The sequence below is a fragment of the Streptomyces sp. NPDC004752 genome (genome assembly GCF_053601275.1).
Genome location: NZ_JBSGBN010000024.1, coordinates 21291 through 40899 on the forward strand (window position 1 = coordinate 21291; position 19609 = coordinate 40899).

General features: G+C 68.4%; 16 protein-coding genes and 1 tRNA gene. 9 read left to right on the forward strand and 8 right to left on the reverse strand.

The window, feature by feature from the left end; genetic code table 11:
* Positions 1-188: 188 nt before the first annotated feature.
* The 8 genes from ACWEKM_RS12835 to rpmH all read right to left on the reverse strand — a co-directional run bounded on the left by ACWEKM_RS12835 (position 189) and on the right by rpmH (position 6209).
* Complete coding sequence (locus ACWEKM_RS12835) at positions 189-1292, reverse strand: ParB/RepB/Spo0J family partition protein (protein WP_451621209.1); 1104 nt, start codon at positions 1290-1292, stop codon at positions 189-191.
* A complete protein-coding gene (locus tag ACWEKM_RS12840) occupies positions 1289-2362 on the reverse strand; it encodes a ParA family protein (RefSeq protein ID WP_451621210.1) in 1074 nt (357 codons plus the stop codon). The genes ACWEKM_RS12835 and ACWEKM_RS12840 overlap by 4 nt, the downstream gene beginning before the upstream one ends.
* 330 nt (positions 2363-2692) lie before the next feature.
* The gene (rsmG, locus tag ACWEKM_RS12845) at positions 2693-3409 is read right to left on the reverse strand and encodes a 16S rRNA (guanine(527)-N(7))-methyltransferase RsmG (protein WP_451621211.1); all 717 of its coding nucleotides are present in this window, start codon (positions 3407-3409) and stop codon (positions 2693-2695) included.
* Positions 3410-3522: 113 nt separating this feature from the next.
* On the reverse strand, positions 3523-4035 hold the full coding sequence (locus tag ACWEKM_RS12850; protein WP_451621212.1) for a Jag family protein: 513 nt from the start codon (positions 4033-4035) through the stop codon (positions 3523-3525).
* Between the two features lie 15 nt (positions 4036-4050).
* Positions 4051-5313, reverse strand: coding sequence for a membrane protein insertase YidC (yidC, locus tag ACWEKM_RS12855; RefSeq protein ID WP_451621213.1), 1263 nt, complete (start codon positions 5311-5313; stop codon positions 4051-4053).
* A 3-nt stretch (positions 5314-5316) separates the two neighbouring features.
* Positions 5317-5682, reverse strand: a complete 366-nt coding sequence (gene yidD, locus ACWEKM_RS12860) for a membrane protein insertion efficiency factor YidD (RefSeq protein WP_451621214.1) — start codon at positions 5680-5682, stop codon at positions 5317-5319.
* The gene (rnpA, locus tag ACWEKM_RS12865) at positions 5679-6050 is read right to left on the reverse strand and encodes a ribonuclease P protein component (RefSeq protein ID WP_404023685.1); all 372 of its coding nucleotides are present in this window, start codon (positions 6048-6050) and stop codon (positions 5679-5681) included. Before rnpA ends, yidD begins: the two co-directional genes overlap by 4 nt.
* A gap of 21 nt (positions 6051-6071) precedes the next feature.
* A complete protein-coding gene (rpmH, locus tag ACWEKM_RS12870; protein WP_003956500.1) occupies positions 6072-6209 on the reverse strand; it encodes a 50S ribosomal protein L34 in 138 nt (45 codons plus the stop codon).
* A 375-nt stretch (positions 6210-6584) separates the two neighbouring features.
* Between rpmH and dnaA the strand changes: the two genes are divergently transcribed.
* From dnaA to ACWEKM_RS12915, 9 genes are all read left to right on the forward strand, one after another.
* Positions 6585-8531, forward strand: coding sequence for a chromosomal replication initiator protein DnaA (gene dnaA / locus ACWEKM_RS12875; protein ID WP_451621215.1), 1947 nt, complete (start codon positions 6585-6587; stop codon positions 8529-8531).
* Positions 8532-9470: 939 nt separating this feature from the next.
* Entirely contained in the window at positions 9471-10601 is a 1131-nt protein-coding gene (gene dnaN / locus ACWEKM_RS12880) for a DNA polymerase III subunit beta (protein ID WP_451621216.1), read from the forward strand.
* A gap of 142 nt (positions 10602-10743) precedes the next feature.
* Positions 10744-11619, forward strand: a complete 876-nt coding sequence (gene gnd / locus ACWEKM_RS12885) for a phosphogluconate dehydrogenase (NAD(+)-dependent, decarboxylating) (RefSeq protein ID WP_451621217.1) — start codon at positions 10744-10746, stop codon at positions 11617-11619.
* A gap of 52 nt (positions 11620-11671) precedes the next feature.
* On the forward strand, positions 11672-12829 hold the full coding sequence (gene recF / locus ACWEKM_RS12890; protein ID WP_451621218.1) for a DNA replication/repair protein RecF: 1158 nt from the start codon (positions 11672-11674) through the stop codon (positions 12827-12829).
* Positions 12826-13368 carry a DUF721 domain-containing protein gene (locus tag ACWEKM_RS12895; protein ID WP_451621219.1) on the forward strand — a complete coding sequence of 181 codons (543 nt, stop codon included), beginning with the start codon at positions 12826-12828 and terminating at the stop codon, positions 13366-13368. The genes recF and ACWEKM_RS12895 overlap by 4 nt, the downstream gene beginning before the upstream one ends.
* Positions 13369-13823: 455 nt before the next feature.
* Positions 13824-15887 carry a DNA topoisomerase (ATP-hydrolyzing) subunit B gene (gyrB, locus tag ACWEKM_RS12900; RefSeq protein ID WP_451621220.1) on the forward strand — a complete coding sequence of 688 codons (2064 nt, stop codon included), beginning with the start codon at positions 13824-13826 and terminating at the stop codon, positions 15885-15887.
* A gap of 42 nt (positions 15888-15929) precedes the next feature.
* Positions 15930-18521, forward strand: a complete 2592-nt coding sequence (gene gyrA, locus ACWEKM_RS12905; protein WP_451621221.1) for a DNA gyrase subunit A — start codon at positions 15930-15932, stop codon at positions 18519-18521.
* 18 nt (positions 18522-18539) lie between these two features.
* Complete coding sequence (locus tag ACWEKM_RS12910) at positions 18540-19364, forward strand: DUF3566 domain-containing protein (protein WP_451621222.1); 825 nt, start codon at positions 18540-18542, stop codon at positions 19362-19364.
* A 133-nt stretch (positions 19365-19497) separates the two neighbouring features.
* Positions 19498-19571, forward strand: a tRNA-Ile gene (locus tag ACWEKM_RS12915).
* Positions 19572-19609 lie beyond the last annotated feature (38 nt).

Genomic DNA, 19609 nt, shown 5'->3' on the forward strand with positions numbered 1-19609 from the left:
GGCTCACCGTTCTCATGGCCCCCGCCTCCCACCGAGAGGTGCTGCCAGGTGGATGCGCCATACCCGAACGCATCGTATCCACGATGCGATTTCATCGATACCGACAGAAAGCAAAGAGCGGACCGTGTTCCGGCACACACCGAACACGATCCGCTCCGTCGTCCGACAGGGCAGGGACGCCCGTGCGGTCAGTCCTCCGAGACCTCGGAGTCGTCCCCATCAGGGAGACCCTGCTGGAAGACCGGTCCCGCACCCGGAGCAAGCGTCCCGAGGATCCGCTCAAGGTCGTCCATGGAGGCGAACTCGACCGTGATCTTGCCCTTCTTCTGACCGAGGTCGACCTTCACTCGCGTCTCGAATCGGTCCGAGAGACGGGTGGCGAGGTCGTTCAGCGCCGGGGAGACCCGGGCTCCGGCCCGGGGCCCCTTGGACCGCTGCGCGGTCTGGGGGCGGGAGCCCATCAGAGTCACGATCTCCTCGACGGCACGCACCGAGAGCCCCTCGGCCACGATCCGATGGGCCAGCCGGTCCTGCTCCTCGGAGTCCTCCACGGACAGCAGCGCCCGGGCGTGCCCGGCGGAGAGCACTCCGGCGGCGACCCGTCGCTGGACGGCCGGCGACAGCCTCAACAGACGCAGGGTGTTGGAGACCTGCGGGCGGGAACGACCGATCCGGTCCGCCAGTTGATCGTGCGTGCAGTTGAAGTCCTTGAGCAACTGGTCGTAGGCGGCGGCCTCTTCCAGCGGGTTCAGCTGGGCACGGTGCAGGTTCTCCAGGAGGGCATCCAGGAGGAGCTTCTCGTCGTCCGTCGCCCGCACGATCGCGGGGATCGCCTCAAGGCCGGCCTCGCGGCAGGCGCGCCAACGCCGCTCACCCATGATGAGCTCGTAGCGTGCGGGGCCCAACTGCCGTACGACGACGGGCTGGAGGAGGCCGACCTCCTTGATGGAGGTGACGAGTTCGTGCAGCGCGTCCTCGTCGAAGACCTCACGCGGCTGGCGCGGGTTCGGGGTGATGGAGTCGAGGGGGATCTCAGCGAAGTGAGCGCCCATCGGCGGTGCGGGCGTCTCCATGATGCTGAAGACCGACGGCTCCTCGGTTTCATGTGAAACAGAAGGCAGCGTGGTCACCTTCGCCGCGGCCACCCCGCGGTCCGTCGTCAGCACCGGGACCACAGCGGGGGACGGGGATGCCGCTCCCCCCACCGCGGCCGAGGCCGGGTTCCTCTCGGTCGGGGCAGCAGGGATCAGTGCTCCCAGTCCGCGGCCCAGCCCCCTCCGTCGCTCACTCACTGGATCCCCTCCACCATGCTCGGGTTGCTCTGCGGCCCGATGTGGGCCTGCGTCGGGTCGTAGGTGACACCGACGCCCTTCAGCGCGATCTCTCGTGCCGCCTCAAGATAGGAGAGGGCGCCGCTCGATCCAGGATCGTAGGTCAGCACCGTCTGCCCATAGCTCGGTGCCTCGGAGATACGGACCGAGCGGGGAATGCTCGTCCGCAGCACCTCGTCGCCGAAGTGGCTGCGCACCTCTTCGGCGACCTGGGAGGCAAGACGCGTCCGGCCGTCGTACATGGTGAGCAGGATGGTCGACACATGCAGGGCGGGGTTGAGGTGGCCCCGCACCAGATCGACGTTGCGCAGCAGTTGCCCCAGACCCTCCAGCGCGTAGTACTCGCACTGGATGGGGATGAGGACCTCGGCCCCGGCCACCAAGGCGTTGACGGTCAGCAGGCCGAGCGATGGCGGGCAGTCGATGAGGATGTAGTCCAAGGGCTGCTCATACGCCTGGATGGCCCGCTGGAGCCGACTCTCGCGCGCCACCAGCGACACCAACTCGATCTCCGCACCGGCGAGGTCGATCGTGGCAGGGGCGCAGAAGAGGCCCTCGACATCGGGGACCGGCTGTACTACCTCCGCCAGCGGCTTGCTTTCGACCAACACGTCGTAGATCGAAGGGACTTCGGCGTGATGATCGATACCCAGTGCGGTGGAGGCATTGCCCTGTGGGTCGAGGTCGACCACCAAGACACGGGCGCCGTGCAGAGCGAGCGAAGCGGCAAGGTTGACCGTAGTCGTGGTCTTGCCGACGCCGCCCTTCTGGTTGGCGACCACGATGACTCGGGTCTGCTCGGGCCGTGGCAGTCCTTCGCCGGTGCGGCCCAGAGCCTCCACCGCCAGCTGGGCAGCACGACCGATGGGAGTGTCGTCCATCGGGGGCGGTGTTTCACGTGAAACATCCACCCCCATCGACTCGGTACGGGGACCGGGGACCGGATCGGTCATCGGTCCCGCGATGTTGGCGTCGGACCGCAAGGATTCACTCTCCTCGACTTCAGGCTCGCAATGAACAGAGCCTCCCATGCCTTCGGGGTCGCGAACCAGTGAGGCCCGGGGTTCTGTGGAGAAATCCACCTCTGTGGACAACTCCGCGCCCTTGAAGGGGGACGGAGCACCGTCTGAGGCGGGTGTCTCCCCGAGCGTCCCGAGCGACTTACGGTCGCGAGGTTCGGCCGCGGCCCGGCCGCGGCTGATGATGCCGTGCAAGAGTGAGCGACGTTTCACGTGAAACACGATGCACAGCCGCTGCGACCGAATCTTCGCGACACTCCGGGTTGCGTAGGTTTGGAGGCTTGTGTGGAGTACGTGTCATCGTCAGGACGGATCAGCACCGCTCATCCGTTCCGACATCCCTCAACGACGTCTGCGTGCCCGGCCGGTACTGGCCGCCTTCGCTCGCTTGGCAGCGAAACGCACACCGCCGGGACTCTCCCCGACCTCGACCCGTACAACGGTCGACAGCGGGTCCACGATGTCCTCGCCCACCCGCAGGATGGAGGTCGACACCGCTCCCAGCTTGCTCAGCGCGGCTCCCGCGGCCTTCAGCTCCTCCTCGGCCGTGTCGCCCTTCAGCGCGAGCATCTCGCCGTACGGGCGCAGCAGGGGAATCCCCCATGCGGCGAGTCGGTCCAGCGGGGCCACGGCCCGGGCCGTCACCACATGGACCGGTGGCAGCTTCCCCATGACCTCCTCAGCCCGGCCGCGGACGACGGTCACATGGTCCAGCCCCAGCAGTTCGACGACCTCGGTGAGGAAGTTCGTACGGCGGAGCAACGGCTCCAGCAGGGTGATCTTCAGGTCTTCCCGGACGAGCGCGAGGGGAATGCCCGGCAGGCCGGCGCCCGAGCCCACATCGCACACCGTGACCCCTTCGGGAACGACCTCGGAGAGCACCGCACAGTTCAGCAGGTGCCGCTCCCACAGGCGGGGCACTTCCCGCGGGCCGATCAGACCACGCTGCACGCCGGCCTCGGCCAGCAGCTCCGCATAGCGGACCGCATCGGCGAAGCGATCGCCAAACACTGCCCGCGCCTGTTCGGGCGCAGGGGGGAGATCCGCTGCCTCCGTCACGGGGACCGTCCTTCCGTACAACGCCGACGCCATGCGCCGGCCACAGAACTACCAGGCTGACAAAGTTCGGCCCCGTCTGGGCAACAGACGGGGCCGATGGAACGTGAGGCCGATCAGGCGGGCAGCACGACGACGAACCGCTGGGGTTCCTCGCCCTCGGACTCGCTGCGCAGCCCCGCGACCTTGACCGCGTCGTGCACGACCTTGCGCTCGAACGGGGTCATCGGCTTGAGCTTGACGGGCTCGCCGGTGTTCTTGACCTCGGCGGCGGCCTTGGCTCCCAGCTCGGAAAGCTCGGCCCGCTTCTTGGCGCGGTAGCCCGCGATGTCCAGCATCAGTCGGCTGCGGTCCCCGGTCTCCCGGTGCACGGCCAGGCGGGTCAGCTCCTGCAGGGCTTCCAGCACCTCGCCGTCACGGCCGACCAGCTTCTGCAGATCGCTGCTGCCCGTGTCGCTGATGATCGACACGGAGGCGCGGTCCGCCTCGACGTCCATGTCGATGTCGCCGTCGAGGTCGGCGATGTCGAGCAGACCCTCAAGGTAGTCCGCCGCGATCTCGCCCTCCTGCTCCAGGCGGGTCAGGGTGTCTGCACCCTCGGCAGCGGCGGAGGTGGTGCCTTCCGTCACGGGATGGACTCCTTCTTACTTCTTGGACGGGGACTTGGGCCGCTGTGGACCTTTACGCTGACCGGACTGAGCCTTGCTGCGGTTGCCGGCGCCCGGCTTCGGAGCCTGCTTGGCTGCGGGCTTGGCATCCTGCGGCTGCTCGGACTTGTCCAGCGACGTGGTCGGCGCGGCGTCGTCGGCCTGCTTGGCGCCGCCGGACTGACGCTGGGCCTTCGTCTGACGCTTGGGCTGCTGACGCTTGGCAGCGGTGGTGGCCACGCCGCCCTCGGCCTCGGTGGCGGCCTGGCTCTCGCCCTTGATGACGGAGCCGTCGGTCTGGGCGACGAGGCCCGCCTTGCTCAGGCCGTTGATGAACTTGCGCTCGTGCTCGTTGCGGTCGCGGCCCTTGGTGACGATCGCCTTGATGATGGCCTTCTCGCTGCGCCGGCCGATCTTGCCGTGATGCGTGACGTGCTTGGTCAGACGCTCCAGATAGGCGGCCTGGGCCTTGGAACCCGGAGTCGGGTTGTTGTGGATGACGTACATCTGCTGGCCCATGGTCCACACGTTGGTGGTCAGCCAGTAGACGAGCACACCGACCGGGAAGTTGATGCCGAAGACGGCGAACATGATCGGGAAGACGTACATCAGCATCTTCTGCTGCTGCATGAACGGCGTCTTCACCGTGGTGTCGACGTTCTTCGTCATCAGCTGGCGCTGTGTGTAGAACTGCGACGCCGACATCAGGACGATCATGATCGCGGTGACGACCCGGACGTCGGTCAGCGAGGCGCCGAGCGCGGCGACCTTGTCCGCGCTGTCGGTGAACTTCGCCGCCAGCGGGGCGCCGACGATGTGCGCCTTCTGGGCACTGGCGAGCAACTGGTCGTTGATGACGCCGATGGTCTTGCCCGACGCGATGCCGTTGAGCACGTGGTACAGGGCGAAGAAGAACGGGGACTGCGCCAGGATGGGAAGGCACGAGGAGAGCGGGTTGGTGCCCGACTCCTTGTACAGCTTCATCATCTCTTCGGACTGACGCTGCTTGTCGTTCTTGTAGCGCTCCTGGATCTTCTTCATCTCGGGCTGGAGCGTCTGCATGGCCCGGGTCGCCTTGATCTGCTTCACGAAGAGCGGGATCAGGCAGATGCGGATCAGGATCACCAGGGACACGATGGACAGGCCCCAGGCCCACCCGGTGTCAGGGCCGAAGATGGCCCCGTACACCGTGTGGAACTGGACGATGACCCAGGAGACAGGTGTCGTGATGAAGCTGAAGAGGCTGGCAATCGTGTCCACTAATCATGCTCCTTGGGCATGGGACGAGGTCTCTGCGGCCGGGCCCGAGGAAAGCTCGGAGGAGAGCTTCGCCTCGGTGGCCGGTTCGGCGGCGGAGGGCCCGCCCTTGCGTGCGCGCCAGGCGCTGCGCAGCATTTCGTGCCACCGCGGGCGCTTGCGCGGCGGAACATGGTCCACGCCGCCGAGCGACCACGGATTGCACCGGAGGATGCGCCAGGCGGTGAGTGCCGTGCCCTTGATCGCACCGTGCCGGTCGATGGCCGTGTAGCCGTAGTGGGAACACGACGGGTAGTACTTGCACACCGGCCCGAGCAGTGGACTGATCGTCCACTGGTACAGCTTGATCAGAGCCAGTAGCGGGTACTTCATCGCGCGCCCCCTCCCAGCAGCCGCCCCACGGCGGCATCCAGGTCTCGGGCCAGCTGTGCATGGTCTGCGTCACCCGATCCGGGCAACGCTCGTACGACTACCAGGCTACCGGGGGGGAACAAGGCGACTCGATCACGCATCAGATGGCGAAGTCTGCGCTTCACTTTGTTGCGCACGACGGCACCACCCACGGCCTTGCTGACGACGAAACCCGCACGCGTCGGGGAAGCACTCTCCCCAGGCGCGTGCGGGTCCGTGGCACCGCTACGAAGGTGGACGACGAGGAGCGGGCGTCCGGCCCGGCGACCCCGTCGTACCGCGGTCGCGAAGTCCTCGCGCCGCCTCAGCCGGTTCTCGGTAGGCAGCACGACGTCATGACCTGATCGGGATCAGGCGGACAGGCGGGCGCGACCCTTGCTACGGCGGGACGCGAGAATCGCGCGGCCGGCACGGGTGCGCATACGCAACCGGAAGCCGTGGGTCTTCGCGCGACGACGGTTGTTCGGCTGGAAGGTGCGCTTGCTCACTCGGGGGCTCCAGAAAGAATCGGTAGTGGCGGGGTGCCGTCCTGGCTGTCACCGTGCGCCCACGAGTAGCTCGCAGTGACGCCCGAGTGCACCGCTTACCGATCACCTGACGTGACCTGTGCCCATCGGAGGCAGGCGGCAGCAGCCATCGACAACTCGACCTGGTTACGGTACGCGGGGCTACGCCATCCGGTCAAACCCGGGGTCACGGAGAGACACTGTCCACAGGCTGGGGACAACAACTTGAACCGCACCCGCCGCGCTGACTACCGTGGCTGAACTCCGATTCGTTCCCTTGTCCCCCGCACCACCCTTCTTGGATCCCGACCCGTCTCACGACCACACGTTCGTGGGACCTGTGAGAGAGCGTGCCCTGTGGCTGACGTACCTGCCGATCTTGCCGCAGTGTGGCCACGAGTACTGGAACAGCTCCTCGGAGAAGGCCGTGGTCAGGGCGTGGAGGCGAAGGACGAGCACTGGATCCGGCGGTGCCAGCCGCTCGCCCTGGTCGCGGACACCGCGCTGCTCGCCGTGCCGAACGAATTCGCGAAGGGCGTGCTGGAGGGCCGGCTGGCGCCGATCGTCAGCGAGACCCTGAGCCGGGAGTGCGGCCGCCCGATCCGCATCGCGATCACCGTCGACGAGTCCGCGGGCGAACCCCCGGCGCCTCCCGCGCCCAGGCACCTGGCCCCGGCCGACGAGACCGGGCCGACGGTGTCACAGTCCCGCTACGAGGACCCCGAACTGCCGCCGCCCCCGTACGAGGGGTACGGCCGACACCACGCCGAGCGGTTGCCGGGCACCGAGACCGCCGCCAGGGCGGACCAGCTCCCCAGCCCGCGCCCCGCCTATCCGTCCGAGTACCAGCGGCCCGAGCCCGGCGCCTGGCCGCGGCCCGGCCAGGACGAGTACGGCTGGCAGCAGCCACGGCTCGGCTTCCCGGAGCGCGACCCGTACGCGTCGCCGTCGCAGAACTCCTACGGTTCACCGACCCGCGACGCCTATGCGTCACCGGACTCCTACACCTCCGGCCAGGACGCCTACGGCGCCGCTCAGGACTACCGCCCGCAGGGCATGGAGCGCCCTTCGTACGAGCAGCAGCGCTCCGCCTATGAAGGGGCGCGTTCCGACTACCGTCAGCGGGATCCGGCCCGGCGCGAGCTGTCCGAGCCGTCGGCGGGGTCCGGCCAGGTGCACCGCGGCGGCCCGATGGGGCCGAACCTGCCGACGACGGGTGCCCCCGGCCCGCTGGCCGCGCAGCCCGCGCCGGCGACCGGTCCGGGCGAGCCGACGGCACGACTGAATCCGAAGTACCTCTTCGACACGTTCGTCATCGGCGCGTCCAACCGCTTCGCGCACGCGGCCGCGGTAGCCGTCGCCGAGGCACCGGCGAAGGCATACAACCCCCTCTTCATCTACGGGGAGTCGGGGCTCGGCAAGACGCATCTGCTGCACGCGATCGGGCACTACGCGCGCAGCCTCTACCCGGGCACGCGCGTGCGGTACGTGAGTTCGGAGGAGTTCACCAACGAGTTCATCAACTCCATCCGCGACGGCAAGGGCGACAGCTTCCGCAAGCGCTACCGCGAGATGGACATCCTTCTCGTGGACGACATCCAGTTCCTCGCGGACAAGGAGTCGACGCAGGAGGAGTTCTTCCATACCTTCAACACGCTCCACAACGCGAACAAGCAGATCGTGCTCTCCAGTGACCGGCCGCCCAAACAGCTGGTCACCCTGGAGGACCGGCTGCGCAACCGCTTCGAGTGGGGGCTGATCACCGACGTCCAGCCACCCGAGTTGGAGACCCGCATCGCGATCCTGCGCAAGAAGGCGGTGCAGGAACAGCTGAACGCCCCGCCCGAGGTGCTGGAGTTCATCGCCTCCCGGATCTCGCGCAACATCCGTGAGCTGGAGGGCGCGCTGATCCGGGTGACGGCGTTCGCCTCGCTCAACCGGCAGCCGGTGGACCTGGGCCTGACGGAGATCGTTCTCAAGGACCTGATTCCCGGCGGCGAGGACACGGCGCCCGAGATCACCGCGACGGCCATCATGGCGGCGACCGCCGACTACTTCGGTCTCACGGTCGAGGACCTGTGCGGCACCTCGCGCGGTCGTGCCCTGGTCACCGCAAGGCAGATCGCCATGTACCTGTGCCGGGAGCTGACCGATCTGTCGCTGCCGAAGATCGGCGCGCAGTTCGGCGGGCGCGACCACACGACGGTGATGCACGCCGACCGCAAGATCCGCGCGCTGATGGCGGAGCGCCGCTCCATCTACAACCAGGTCACCGAGCTGACCAACCGCATCAAGAACGGCTGACGCCGGCCGCCGCACGGCGTTCTGGGCGCCCTCGGGAGAGATCCCGGGGGCGCCTTTCTGCGGTTCCGGCACACCGGCGTGGTGCGGCCGCACACGGTCGGAACGCCGCTCGCGTCCCTCCACAGCCCCGGCCCGGCGCCGGGCGGAGGCGGTCGCCCGACGGCCGCCGGTCACCCCGTGTTCGATTACCTGCCGGGTTACGGCCTCCCTCCACAGATTCGGTGAGTTTTTTCCGTCCACATCCTGGGGACTGCCGAGTTGTCCAGAACGTATCCACAGCCCAGCCCGGTGAAGGATCATCAAGGCAGGTCATCCGGTTGTGGATTGGTGGACGAAAGATATCCACAGCCTGTGGACAAAATGGAGATCCACAGGCTGTGGACGGAGTTGTCCACCGGCGACCCACAGGCTGAGGCCGGTTGTCCCCAGCGATCACCGGCTTCTCCACATCCCTGTCCACTGTTCGGCAACACGACGCACTCGATCACCGCGTCGAGTGAAAGGCGTCACATCAAGGTGCCGGGTTGGGTTGTGGGAAACGTGGGTAAACCTGGGGACGCAGCTGGGGAGAAGTGGCCCCAGGCTGTGGGTGGGGTGTGCAGAACTTCTTGTTCTCCACAGAGACCCCTGGTTGTCCACCGCCGTCGCCCACAGGGCCAGTGGACAAAATTTCCGCGCTGAGCAGGGCAAACGTGGTTATCCACGGTATCCACAGGCCCTACTACTACTCCCAACTAGAGAGAGAGCGGAATCCGTTTCGAAGCGGGGCCTGTGCACAACTCGCCCTCTCGTGCCCGACTGCCCCCCGGCACGACTTGACCGCGACGGGCACCTAGTGTCAGTGCGGTGCGTCAGACTGGTCCCCGGTGTTCTTCCCCACCCTGGGGACAGCGACACCGAGTCGAAGGACTCAGTAGCAACAGCAGGAGGCGGCTTACGGTGAAGATCCGGGTGGAACGCGACGTACTCGCGGAGGCAGTGGCCTGGGCGGCACGCAGCCTCCCGGCCCGTCCGCCGGCGCCTGTCCTCGCCGGCCTCCTCCTGAAGGCCGAGGACGGCCAGCTGAGCCTGTCCGGCTTCGACTACGAGGTCTCCGCACGCGTGAGCGTCGAGGCGGAGGTCGAGGAGGAGGGCACGGTCCTCGTCTCCGGCCGTCTCCTGGCCGACATCTGCCGTGCCCTGCCCAACCGCCCGGTGGAGATTTCCACAGACGGTGTACGGGCGACGGTGGTCTGCGGCTCCTCGCGGTTCACCCTCCACACCCTGCCTGTGGAGGAGTACCCGGCCCTGCCGCAGATGCCGAACGCGACGGGCACGGTCCCCGGCGAGGTCTTCGCCTCTGCCGCCGCGCAGGTCGCCATCGCGGCCGGCCGCGACGACACCCTGCCCGTCCTCACCGGCGTGCGCATCGAGATCGAGGGCGACACCGTCACGTTGGCCTCCACCGACCGCTACCGCTTCGCGGTCCGCGAGTTCCTGTGGAAGCCGGAGAACCCGGACGCCTCCGCGGTCGCCCTGGTGCCCGCCAAGACGCTCCTGGACACCGCCAAGGCACTGACCAGTGGCGACAGCGTGACGCTCTCGCTGTCCGGCTCCGGTGCGGGCGAGGGCCTGATCGGTTTCGAGGGCGCGGGCCGGCGGACGACCACGCGCCTGCTGGAGGGCGACCTCCCGAAGTACCGCACGCTGTTCCCGACCGAGTTCAACTCGGTCGCCGTGATCGAGACCGCCCCCTTCGTGGAGGCCGTCAAGCGCGTGGCCCTGGTCGCCGAGCGCAACACCCCGGTGCGGCTCAGCTTCGAGCAGGGCGTGCTCATCCTGGAGGCCGGCTCCAGCGACGACGCACAGGCTGTGGAAAGGGTGGACGCGCAGCTCGAAGGCGACGACATCTCCATCGCCTTCAACCCGACGTTCCTGCTCGACGGGCTGAGCGCCATCGACTCTCCGGTGGCGCAGCTGTCGTTCACGACGTCGACGAAGCCCGCGCTGCTCAGCGGCAGGCCGGCGGTGGACGCCGAGGCGGACGAGGCGTACAAGTACCTGATCATGCCGGTCCGCCTCAGCGGCTGACCGCCCGGTCTGTCGAAGCCCCAGGTGAGGGCGTACGCATGAGCGCGTATGCCCACAGATGTGCGTGGCTGCCCGGGTTTAGGCTCGGACGCGGGTACGAACGTGCCCCACACGTCACACAGCAACCGAAGGACACCAACTGATGGAGCTCGGTCTCGTCGGCCTCGGCAAGATGGGCGGCAACATGCGCGAGCGGATCCGCCGCGCGGGCCACACCGTCATCGGATACGACCGCAACGCTGACCTCGCGGATGTCCACAGCCTTGAGGAGCTTGTGGGCAAGCTCTCCGGCCCGCGCGTGGTCTGGGTGATGGTCCCGGCCGGCGAGCCCACCCAGTCCACGATCGACGAGCTGGCCGGGCTGCTGGAGCCCGGCGATGTCGTCGTGGACGGCGGCAACTCCCGCTGGACGGACGACGAGAAGCACGCCGAGGAGCTGGCCGCCAAGGGCATAGGTTTTGTCGACTGCGGCGTCTCCGGCGGGGTCTGGGGCCTGGAGAACGGCTACGCGCTGATGTACGGCGGCGACGCGGAGCACGTCGCCCGGGTGCAGCCGGTCTTCGAGGCGCTCAAGCCGGAGGGCGACTTCGGTTCGGTGCACGCCGGCAAGGCCGGCGCGGGGCACTTCGCGAAGATGGTCCACAACGGCATCGAGTACGCGATGATGCAGGCATACGCCGAGGGCTGGGAGCTGCTTGAGAAGGTCGACTCCGTCACGGACGTGCGCGAGGTCTTCCGCTCCTGGCAGGAGGGGACGGTCATCCGTTCCTGGCTCCTGGACCTCGCGGTGAACGCCCTCGACGAGGACGAGCACCTGGCCGGGCTCAAGGGTTATGCACAGGACTCCGGCGAGGGCCGGTGGACTGTGGAAGCCGCCATAGACCACGCGGTGCCGCTGCCCGCGATCACCGCGTCGCTGTTCGCGCGGTTCGCCTCACGGCAGGACGACTCGCCGCAGATGAAGATGATCGCGGCGCTGCGGAACCAGTTCGGCGGCCACGCGGTCGCGAAGAAGTAATCCACAGGGCCGCCCGTCGGTCCACATCTTTGGGGGAGGTCGGCGAACGACCATGCATGTCACGCACCTCTCGCTGGCCGACTTCCGCTCGTACGCCCGGGTCGAGGTCCCACTCGACCCGGGCGTCACCGCCTTCGTCGGCCCCAACGGGCAGGGCAAGACGAATCTCGTGGAGGCGGTCGGCTATCTCGCCACCCTCGGCAGCCACCGCGTCGCCTCGGACGCACCCCTGGTCCGCGTGGGGGCCGAGCGCGCGATCATCCGGGCGCAGGTCAGACAGGGCGAGCGGCGGCAACTGGTCGAGCTGGAGCTGAACCCGGGCAAGGCCAACCGCGCCCGCGTCAACCGGTCCGCGCAGGTGAGACCCCGGGACGTGCTGGGCATCGTACGGACCGTGCTGTTCGCGCCCGAGGATCTGGCGCTGGTCAAGGGCGACCCCGGCGAGCGGCGCCGCTTCCTCGACGAGCTGATCACCGCCCGAGCGCCGCGGATGGCGGGTGTGCGCTCCGACTACGAGCGGGTCCTCAAGCAGCGCAACACCCTCCTGAAATCGGCCGCGTTGGCCCGCAGGCACGGCGGCCGGGTGGGTGCACCTCCCGGGCGAGGGAATTCGAGCCCGGGGGCGGATCTGTCCACACTCGACGTCTGGGACCAGCACCTCGCGCGCGCGGGCGCCGAACTGCTCGCCCAGCGCCTCGACCTGATCGCCGCGATCGAGCCGCTGGCCGACAAGGCGTACGAGCAACTGGCCCCCGGGGGCGGCCCTGTCGCCCTGGAGTACAAGCCGTCCGCGCCTGGCGAGGCCCACACGCGCGAGGAGCTGTACGGCCAGCTCACGGCCGCGCTCGCCGAGGCGCGCAAGCAGGAGATCGAGCGGGGCGTCACCCTCGTCGGCCCGCACCGGGACGACGTGATCCTCAAGCTCGGCCGGCTGCCCGCCAAGGGATACGCCTCCCACGGCGAGTCCTGGTCCTATGCGCTGGCGCTGCGCCTGGCCTCGTACGAACTGCTCCGCTCGGAGGGCAATGAACCGGTGCTCGTTCTGGACGATGTCTTCGCCGAGTTGGACGCCCGACGGCGGGAGCGGCTCGCCGAGTTGGTCGCGCCGGGCGAGCAGGTCCTGGTGACCGCCGCGGTCGACGACGACGTACCGCACGTCCTGGCGGGGGCCCGGTACATGGTGTCCGACGGGACGGTGGAGCGCCGATGAGCACCGACGAGCCCACCCCGGCGCGGCCCCCGCTGTCCCCCGAGCCCTCGGGCGTCGACCTCGCGCGCGTGGCGTTGCGCGCGGCGAAGGAGGCGGCACGCGCGCGTGGGGACGCGGCGCGGCAGAAGAAGCAGGCGCGGCGCGGGGGGCTGCGCTCCGGCGCGCGCGCCGACGGCCGCGACCCGATGGCGCTGGGCGCCGCCATCAACCGGCTGATCACCGAGCGCGGCTGGGAGGCGCCCGCCGCGGTGGGCGGGGTCATGGGCCGCTGGCCGCAGATCGTCGGCGAGGACCTCGCCAAGCACTGTGTGCCGCAGCGGTACGACGAGGACGAGCGCGTCCTGTCCGTGAGTTGCGACTCCACGGCGTGGGCGACCCAGCTGCGGCTGCTCGCCCCGACGCTGGTCGCCCGCCTCAACGAGGACCTGGGGCATGGCACGGTGAAACTGATCAAGGTGCACGGTCCCGGTGGCCCCACCCGTCGCTACGGTCTCCTGCGCGCCCCGGGCAGCATGGGCCCCGGCGACACCTATGGGTGACCGGTCGGCTGACCGACGCGACGCCGAAAGGGCACGTACGGGGGTGCCGAGAGGGCTCCCGAGGGCTCGGTCGATCAGGTGACCGACCTCACATCGTCGCTGGTCGGGCGGTTTCGTCGTACCGCCGCGGGCGGTTCCGTCGGCACCTCGCGCGCGGGCGTCCGTCGCGACCTGACCCTGGAGTAGCCAGGGGTTGACGGTCGGAAGCGCTGAGTGGCGCTGTGAGCCTCTTTGAGACCCCTTCCGTATATCGGTACCCGGCCGAGACCGGTTGAGGGCGGCACATGGGGACTCAGGTACCGGCAAACCCCCATCACTGTCGGCGCTACCGGTAGACTGGAGCCAATCCCGCCCCGAACGTGGGGACCGTCCGGGAAAAGCTGAGCAACGCCGATCAGGGCTGACCAACGCAACATGCCGCAGCCGCTCCGGCAACCTGCCGACGAGCCTGGCTCGTGCTGTGCCAGAAAGGGCGCTTCGTGGCCGATTCCGGCAACCCCAACGAGAACATCCCGTCCACCGGCGCTGACGTGAACGGCGAGGTCACCGCCTCGTACGACGCCAGCGCGATCACCGTGCTCGAGGGTCTGGACGCGGTCCGCAAGCGACCCGGTATGTACATCGGCTCGACCGGTGAGCGCGGTCTGCACCACCTCGTGTACGAGGTCGTCGACAACTCGGTCGACGAGGCACTGGCCGGGCACGCGGACACGATCGACGTGACGATCCTGGCCGACGGCGGCGTCCGCGTCGTCGACAACGGCCGTGGCATCCCGGTCGGCATCGTCCCCTCCGAGGGCAAGCCGGCCGTCGAGGTCGTGCTGACCGTGCTGCACGCGGGCGGCAAGTTCGGCGGCGGCGGCTACGCGGTCTCCGGCGGTCTGCACGGCGTCGGCGTCTCCGTCGTCAACGCCCTGTCGAGCAAGGTGTCGATCGAGGTCAGGACCGACGGCCGGCGCTGGACGCAGGACTACAAGATGGGCGTGCCGACGGCCCCGCTCGCCGAGCACGAGGAGACCGACGAGACCGGTACCACGGTCACCTTCTGGGCCGACCCGGACATCTTCGAGACCACCGACTACTCCTTCGAGACGCTCTCGCGGCGCTTCCAGGAGATGGCGTTCCTCAACAAGGGCCTGACCCTCCGGCTCACCGACGAGCGCGAGTCGGCGAAGGCCACCTCGGGGGCGGACGAGGCGGGCGCCGACGAGAAGGACGAGGTCAAGTCGGTCACGTACCACTACGAGGGCGGCATCGTCGACTTCGTGAAGTACCTCAACTCCCGCAAGGGAGACGTGGTGCACCCCACCGTCATCGACCTGGAGGCCGAGGACAGGGACAAGAGCCTGTCCCTTGAGGTCGCGATGCAGTGGAACAGCGGCTACAGCGAGGGCGTGTACTCCTTCGCCAACATCATCCACACCCATGAGGGCGGCACGCACGAGGAGGGCTTCCGGGCGGCCCTGACCTCGCTGATCAACAAGTACGCGCGCGACAAGAAGCTGCTGCGCGAGAAGGACGACAACCTCACGGGCGACGACATCCGCGAGGGTCTGACCGCGATCATCTCGGTCAAGCTGAGCGAGCCGCAGTTCGAGGGCCAGACGAAGACCAAGCTGGGCAACACGGAGGCCAAGACCTTCGTCCAGAAGGCCGTCTACGAGCACCTCAACGACTGGCTGGACCGCAACCCGAACGAGGCCGCGGACATCATCCGCAAGGGCATCCAGGCGGCCACCGCGCGCGTGGCGGCCCGCAAGGCCCGCGACCTGACCCGTCGCAAGGGCCTCCTGGAGACCGCGTCCCTGCCGGGCAAGCTGGCCGACTGCCAGTCCAACGACCCGGCCAAGTGCGAGATCTTCATCGTCGAGGGTGACTCCGCCGGCGGTTCGGCCAAGTCCGGCCGCAACCCGCAGTACCAGGCGATCCTCCCGATCCGCGGCAAGATCCTCAACGTCGAGAAGGCCAGGATCGACAAGATCCTGCAGAACCAGGAGATCCAGGCGCTGATCTCCGCCTTCGGCACGGGTGTGCACGAGGACTTCGACATCGAGAAGCTCCGCTATCACAAGATCATCCTGATGGCGGACGCCGACGTCGACGGCCAGCACATCAACACCCTGCTGCTGACCTTCCTCTTCCGCTTCATGCGGGACCTGGTGGAGCGGGGCCATGTGTACCTCTCCCGTCCCCCGCTCTACAAGATCAAGTGGGGCCGGGAGGACGCCGAGTACGCGTACTCCGACCGCGAGCGCGACGCCCTCATCGAGCTGGGCCGCCAGCGCGGCAAGCGCATCAGGGAGGACTCGATCCAGCGCTTCAAGGGCCTCGGCGAGATGAACGCCGAGGAGCTGCGCGTGACGACGATGGACATCGACCACCGGGTCCTCGGCAAGGTCACCCTCGACGACGCCGCCCAGGCCGACGACCTGTTCTCGGTCCTGATGGGCGAGGACGTCGAGGCCCGCCGCCAGTTCATCCAGCGCAACGCCAAGGACGTCCGCTTCCTCGACATCTGAGTCGGTCTCAGCTGACCGCACCGGGAAGGATCTTGACCAGCAATGGCCGACGAGAACACCCCAGTCCCGCCCGAGGCCCAGGGCGGCGACACACGCATCGAGCCCGTCGGGCTCGAAACGGAGATGCAGCGCTCGTACCTGGACTACGCGATGTCCGTCATCGTGTCCCGTGCGCTGCCCGACGTCCGTGACGGTCTCAAGCCCGTCCACCGCCGTGTCCTGTACGCCATGTACGACGGCGGCTACCGGCCCGAGCGCGGCTTCTACAAGTGCGCCCGCGTGGTCGGCGACGTCATGGGCAACTACCACCCGCACGGCGACAGCTCGATCTACGACGCGCTGGTCCGCCTGGCCCAGCCGTGGGCGATGCGCATGCCGCTCGTCGACTCCAACGGCAACTTCGGCTCCCCGGGCAACGACCCGGCGGCCGCCATGCGCTACACCGAGTGCAAGATGGCGCCGCTGTCGATGGAGATGGTCCGCGACATCGACGAGGAGACCGTCGACTTCACGGACAACTACGACGGCCGCTCCCAGGAGCCGACCGTCCTGCCGTCCCGCTTCCCGAACCTGCTGATCAACGGTTCGGCCGGCATCGCGGTCGGCATGGCGACCAACATCCCGCCGCACAATCTGCGCGAGGTCGCGGCCGGCGCCCAGTGGTGCCTGGAGAACCCGGACGCCTCGCACGAGGAGCTGCTCGACGCCCTCATCGAGCGCATCAAGGGCCCGGACTTCCCGACCGGCGCCCTGGTGGTGGGCCGCAAGGGCATCGAGGAGGCATACCGCACCGGGCGCGGCTCGATCACCATGCGTGCGGTTGTCGAGGTCGAGGAGATCCAGAACCGCCAGTGCCTGGTGGTCACGGAGCTGCCGTACCAGGTCAACCCGGACAACCTGGCGCAGAAGATCGCCGACCTGGTGAAGGACGGCAGGGTCGGCGGTATCGCGGACGTCCGCGACGAGACGTCCTCGCGCACGGGCCAGCGCCTGGTGATCGTCCTCAAGCGGGACGCGGTCGCCAAGGTCGTCCTGAACAACCTCTACAAGCACACCGACCTGCAGACGAACTTCGGCGCCAACATGCTGGCGCTGGTCGACGGGGTGCCGCGGACCCTCTCCCTGGACGCGTTCATCCGGCACTGGGTGACGCACCAGATCGAGGTCGTCGTCCGCCGTACGCGCTTCAGGCTGCGCAAGGCCGAGGAGCGGGCGCACATCCTGCGCGGTCTGCTGAAGGCCCTGGACGCCATCGACGAGGTCATCGCGTTGATCCGGCGCAGCGCGACCGTCGAGGTGGCGCGCACCGGCCTGATGGGGCTCCTGGAGATCGACGAGATCCAGGCGAACGCCATCCTGGAGATGCAGCTGCGCCGACTGGCCGCCCTGGAGCGCCAGAAGATCGTCCAGGAGCACGACGAACTCCAGGCGAAGATCAACGAGTACAACGCGATCCTCGCCTCGCCGGTCCGCCAGCGCGGCATCGTCAGCGAGGAACTGGCGGCGATCGTCGAGAAGTACGGCGACGACCGCAAGACCATGCTGGTGCCCTACGACGGTGACATGTCCATCGAGGACCTGATCGCCGAGGAGGACATCGTCGTCACCGTCTCGCGCGGTGGCTATGTGAAGCGGACGAAGACGGACGACTACCGGGCGCAGAAGCGCGGCGGCAAGGGCGTGCGCGGCACGAAGCTGAAGGAAGACGACATCGTCGACCACTTCTTCGTCTCCACCACGCACCACTGGCTGCTGTTCTTCACCAACAAGGGCCGGGTGTACCGGGCGAAGGCATACGAGCTGCCGGACGCCGGCCGGGACGCGCGCGGGCAGCACGTGGCGAACCTGCTGGCCTTCCAGCCGGACGAGGCGATCGCCGAGATCCTCGCGATCCGCGACTACGAGGCGGCGCCGTACCTGGTCCTCGCCACCAAGGCGGGGCTGGTCAAGAAGACGCCTCTGAAGGATTACGATTCGCCCCGTTCCGGCGGTGTCATCGCGATCAACCTGCGGGAGCGGGAGGACGGATCCGACGATGAACTGATCGGGGCCGAGCTGGTGTCGGCGGACGACGATCTGCTTCTGATCAGCAAGAAGGCGCAATCGATCAGGTTCACCGCCTCGGACGACACCCTGCGGCCGATGGGCCGGGCGACCTCCGGCGTCAAGGGGATGAGCTTCCGCGGGGGCGACGAGCTTCTCTCGATGAATGTCGTTCGACCCGGTACGTTCGTGTTCACTGCCACGGACGGCGGGTACGCGAAGCGGACCGTCGTCGACGAGTACCGCGTCCAGGGTCGCGGCGGCCTCGGCATCAAGGCCGCCAAGATCGTGGAGGACCGCGGCTCGCTCGTCGGCGCGCTGATCGTCGAGGAGAGTGACGAGATCCTCGCCATCACCCTGTCCGGCGGTGTGATTCGTACGCGAGTCAGCGAGGTCAGGGAGACGGGCCGTGACACCATGGGCGTCCAACTGATCAACCTGGGCAAGCGCGATGCCGTCGTCGGTATCGCACGTAACGCCGAGGCGGGGCGCGAGGCGGAGGAAGTCGACGGTGACGTGGCCGTGGACGAGACCGCCGAGGGCGCCGCGACCACCGGCACGGACGAGGGTGAGGCGCCCTCGGCCGAGTAGCACGAGGAGTGTGTCATCGTGAGCGGAGCCACGGGCGCCCGTTCGGTCGGTACCCCGGCCGGCAACGATTCCGGTAAGGGAACGGACGACGGCGGCCGTGGCTCCGCCGCGAACGCCGCGAACGCCGCGAACGCCGCGAACGCGACGGATCCGCACACCACCAATCTGAAGCCGGTCAAGTCGCCCGCGACCGACCCGCACTCGCCCGACACTCATGGATCCCAGGGGGGAACTGTGACGGACACCCGAGGCTCGCAGACCCAGCACTACGGCGCTGGAGCGGGCCCGGCCGCGCCCGGCGCCCAGCAGTCGGCCCAGGCAGGCGAGGCGTACGGCGCCTCGCCGCTGCCGGGCGAACGACGGCAGCAGCAGCCCGCCGGGCCCTACCCCCCGCCGCAGGCATATCGGGCGCAGACCGCGGCCGGGTCCGCGGCCGCGCGCCGGCCGCGCACCGGCGCGCGCACCACGCCCCGCACCCGCAAGGCGCGGCTGCGCGTGGCCAAGGCCGACCCGTGGTCGGTGATGAAGGTCAGCTTCCTGCTCTCCATCGCGCTCGGCATCTGCACGATCGTCGCGTCCGCGGTGCTGTGGATGGTCCTGGACGCGATGGGTGTCTTCTCGACCGTCGGCGGCACCATCTCGGAGGCGACCGGCTCGAACGAGGCGAACGGCTTTGACCTGCAAGCATTCCTGTCGCTCCCGCACGTGCTGACCTTCACGGCGATCATCGCGGTCATCGACGTCGTCCTCGCGACGGCGCTGGCCACGCTCGGCGCGTTCATCTACAACCTCTCCGCAGGCTTCGTCGGGGGTGTGGAGCTGACGCTGGCGGAGGACGAGTAGGACGGGCCATCTACCGCGTCACGGTGATTCCAAACCTCTGCCGTGCGGCCTGCGACAACCGATTTTGGGACTGCCCCGGTCGTGCGCTAATCTTCAGGAGTCAGCGCGCGGGACACATACCGCAGAGCGCGACGGGGCTATAGCTCAGTTGGTTAGAGCGCATCCCTGATAAGGATGAGGCCACAGGTTCAAATCCTGTTAGCCCCACAGTGGCATAGTGCCTGGTCATACGGCCGGCAGATCGT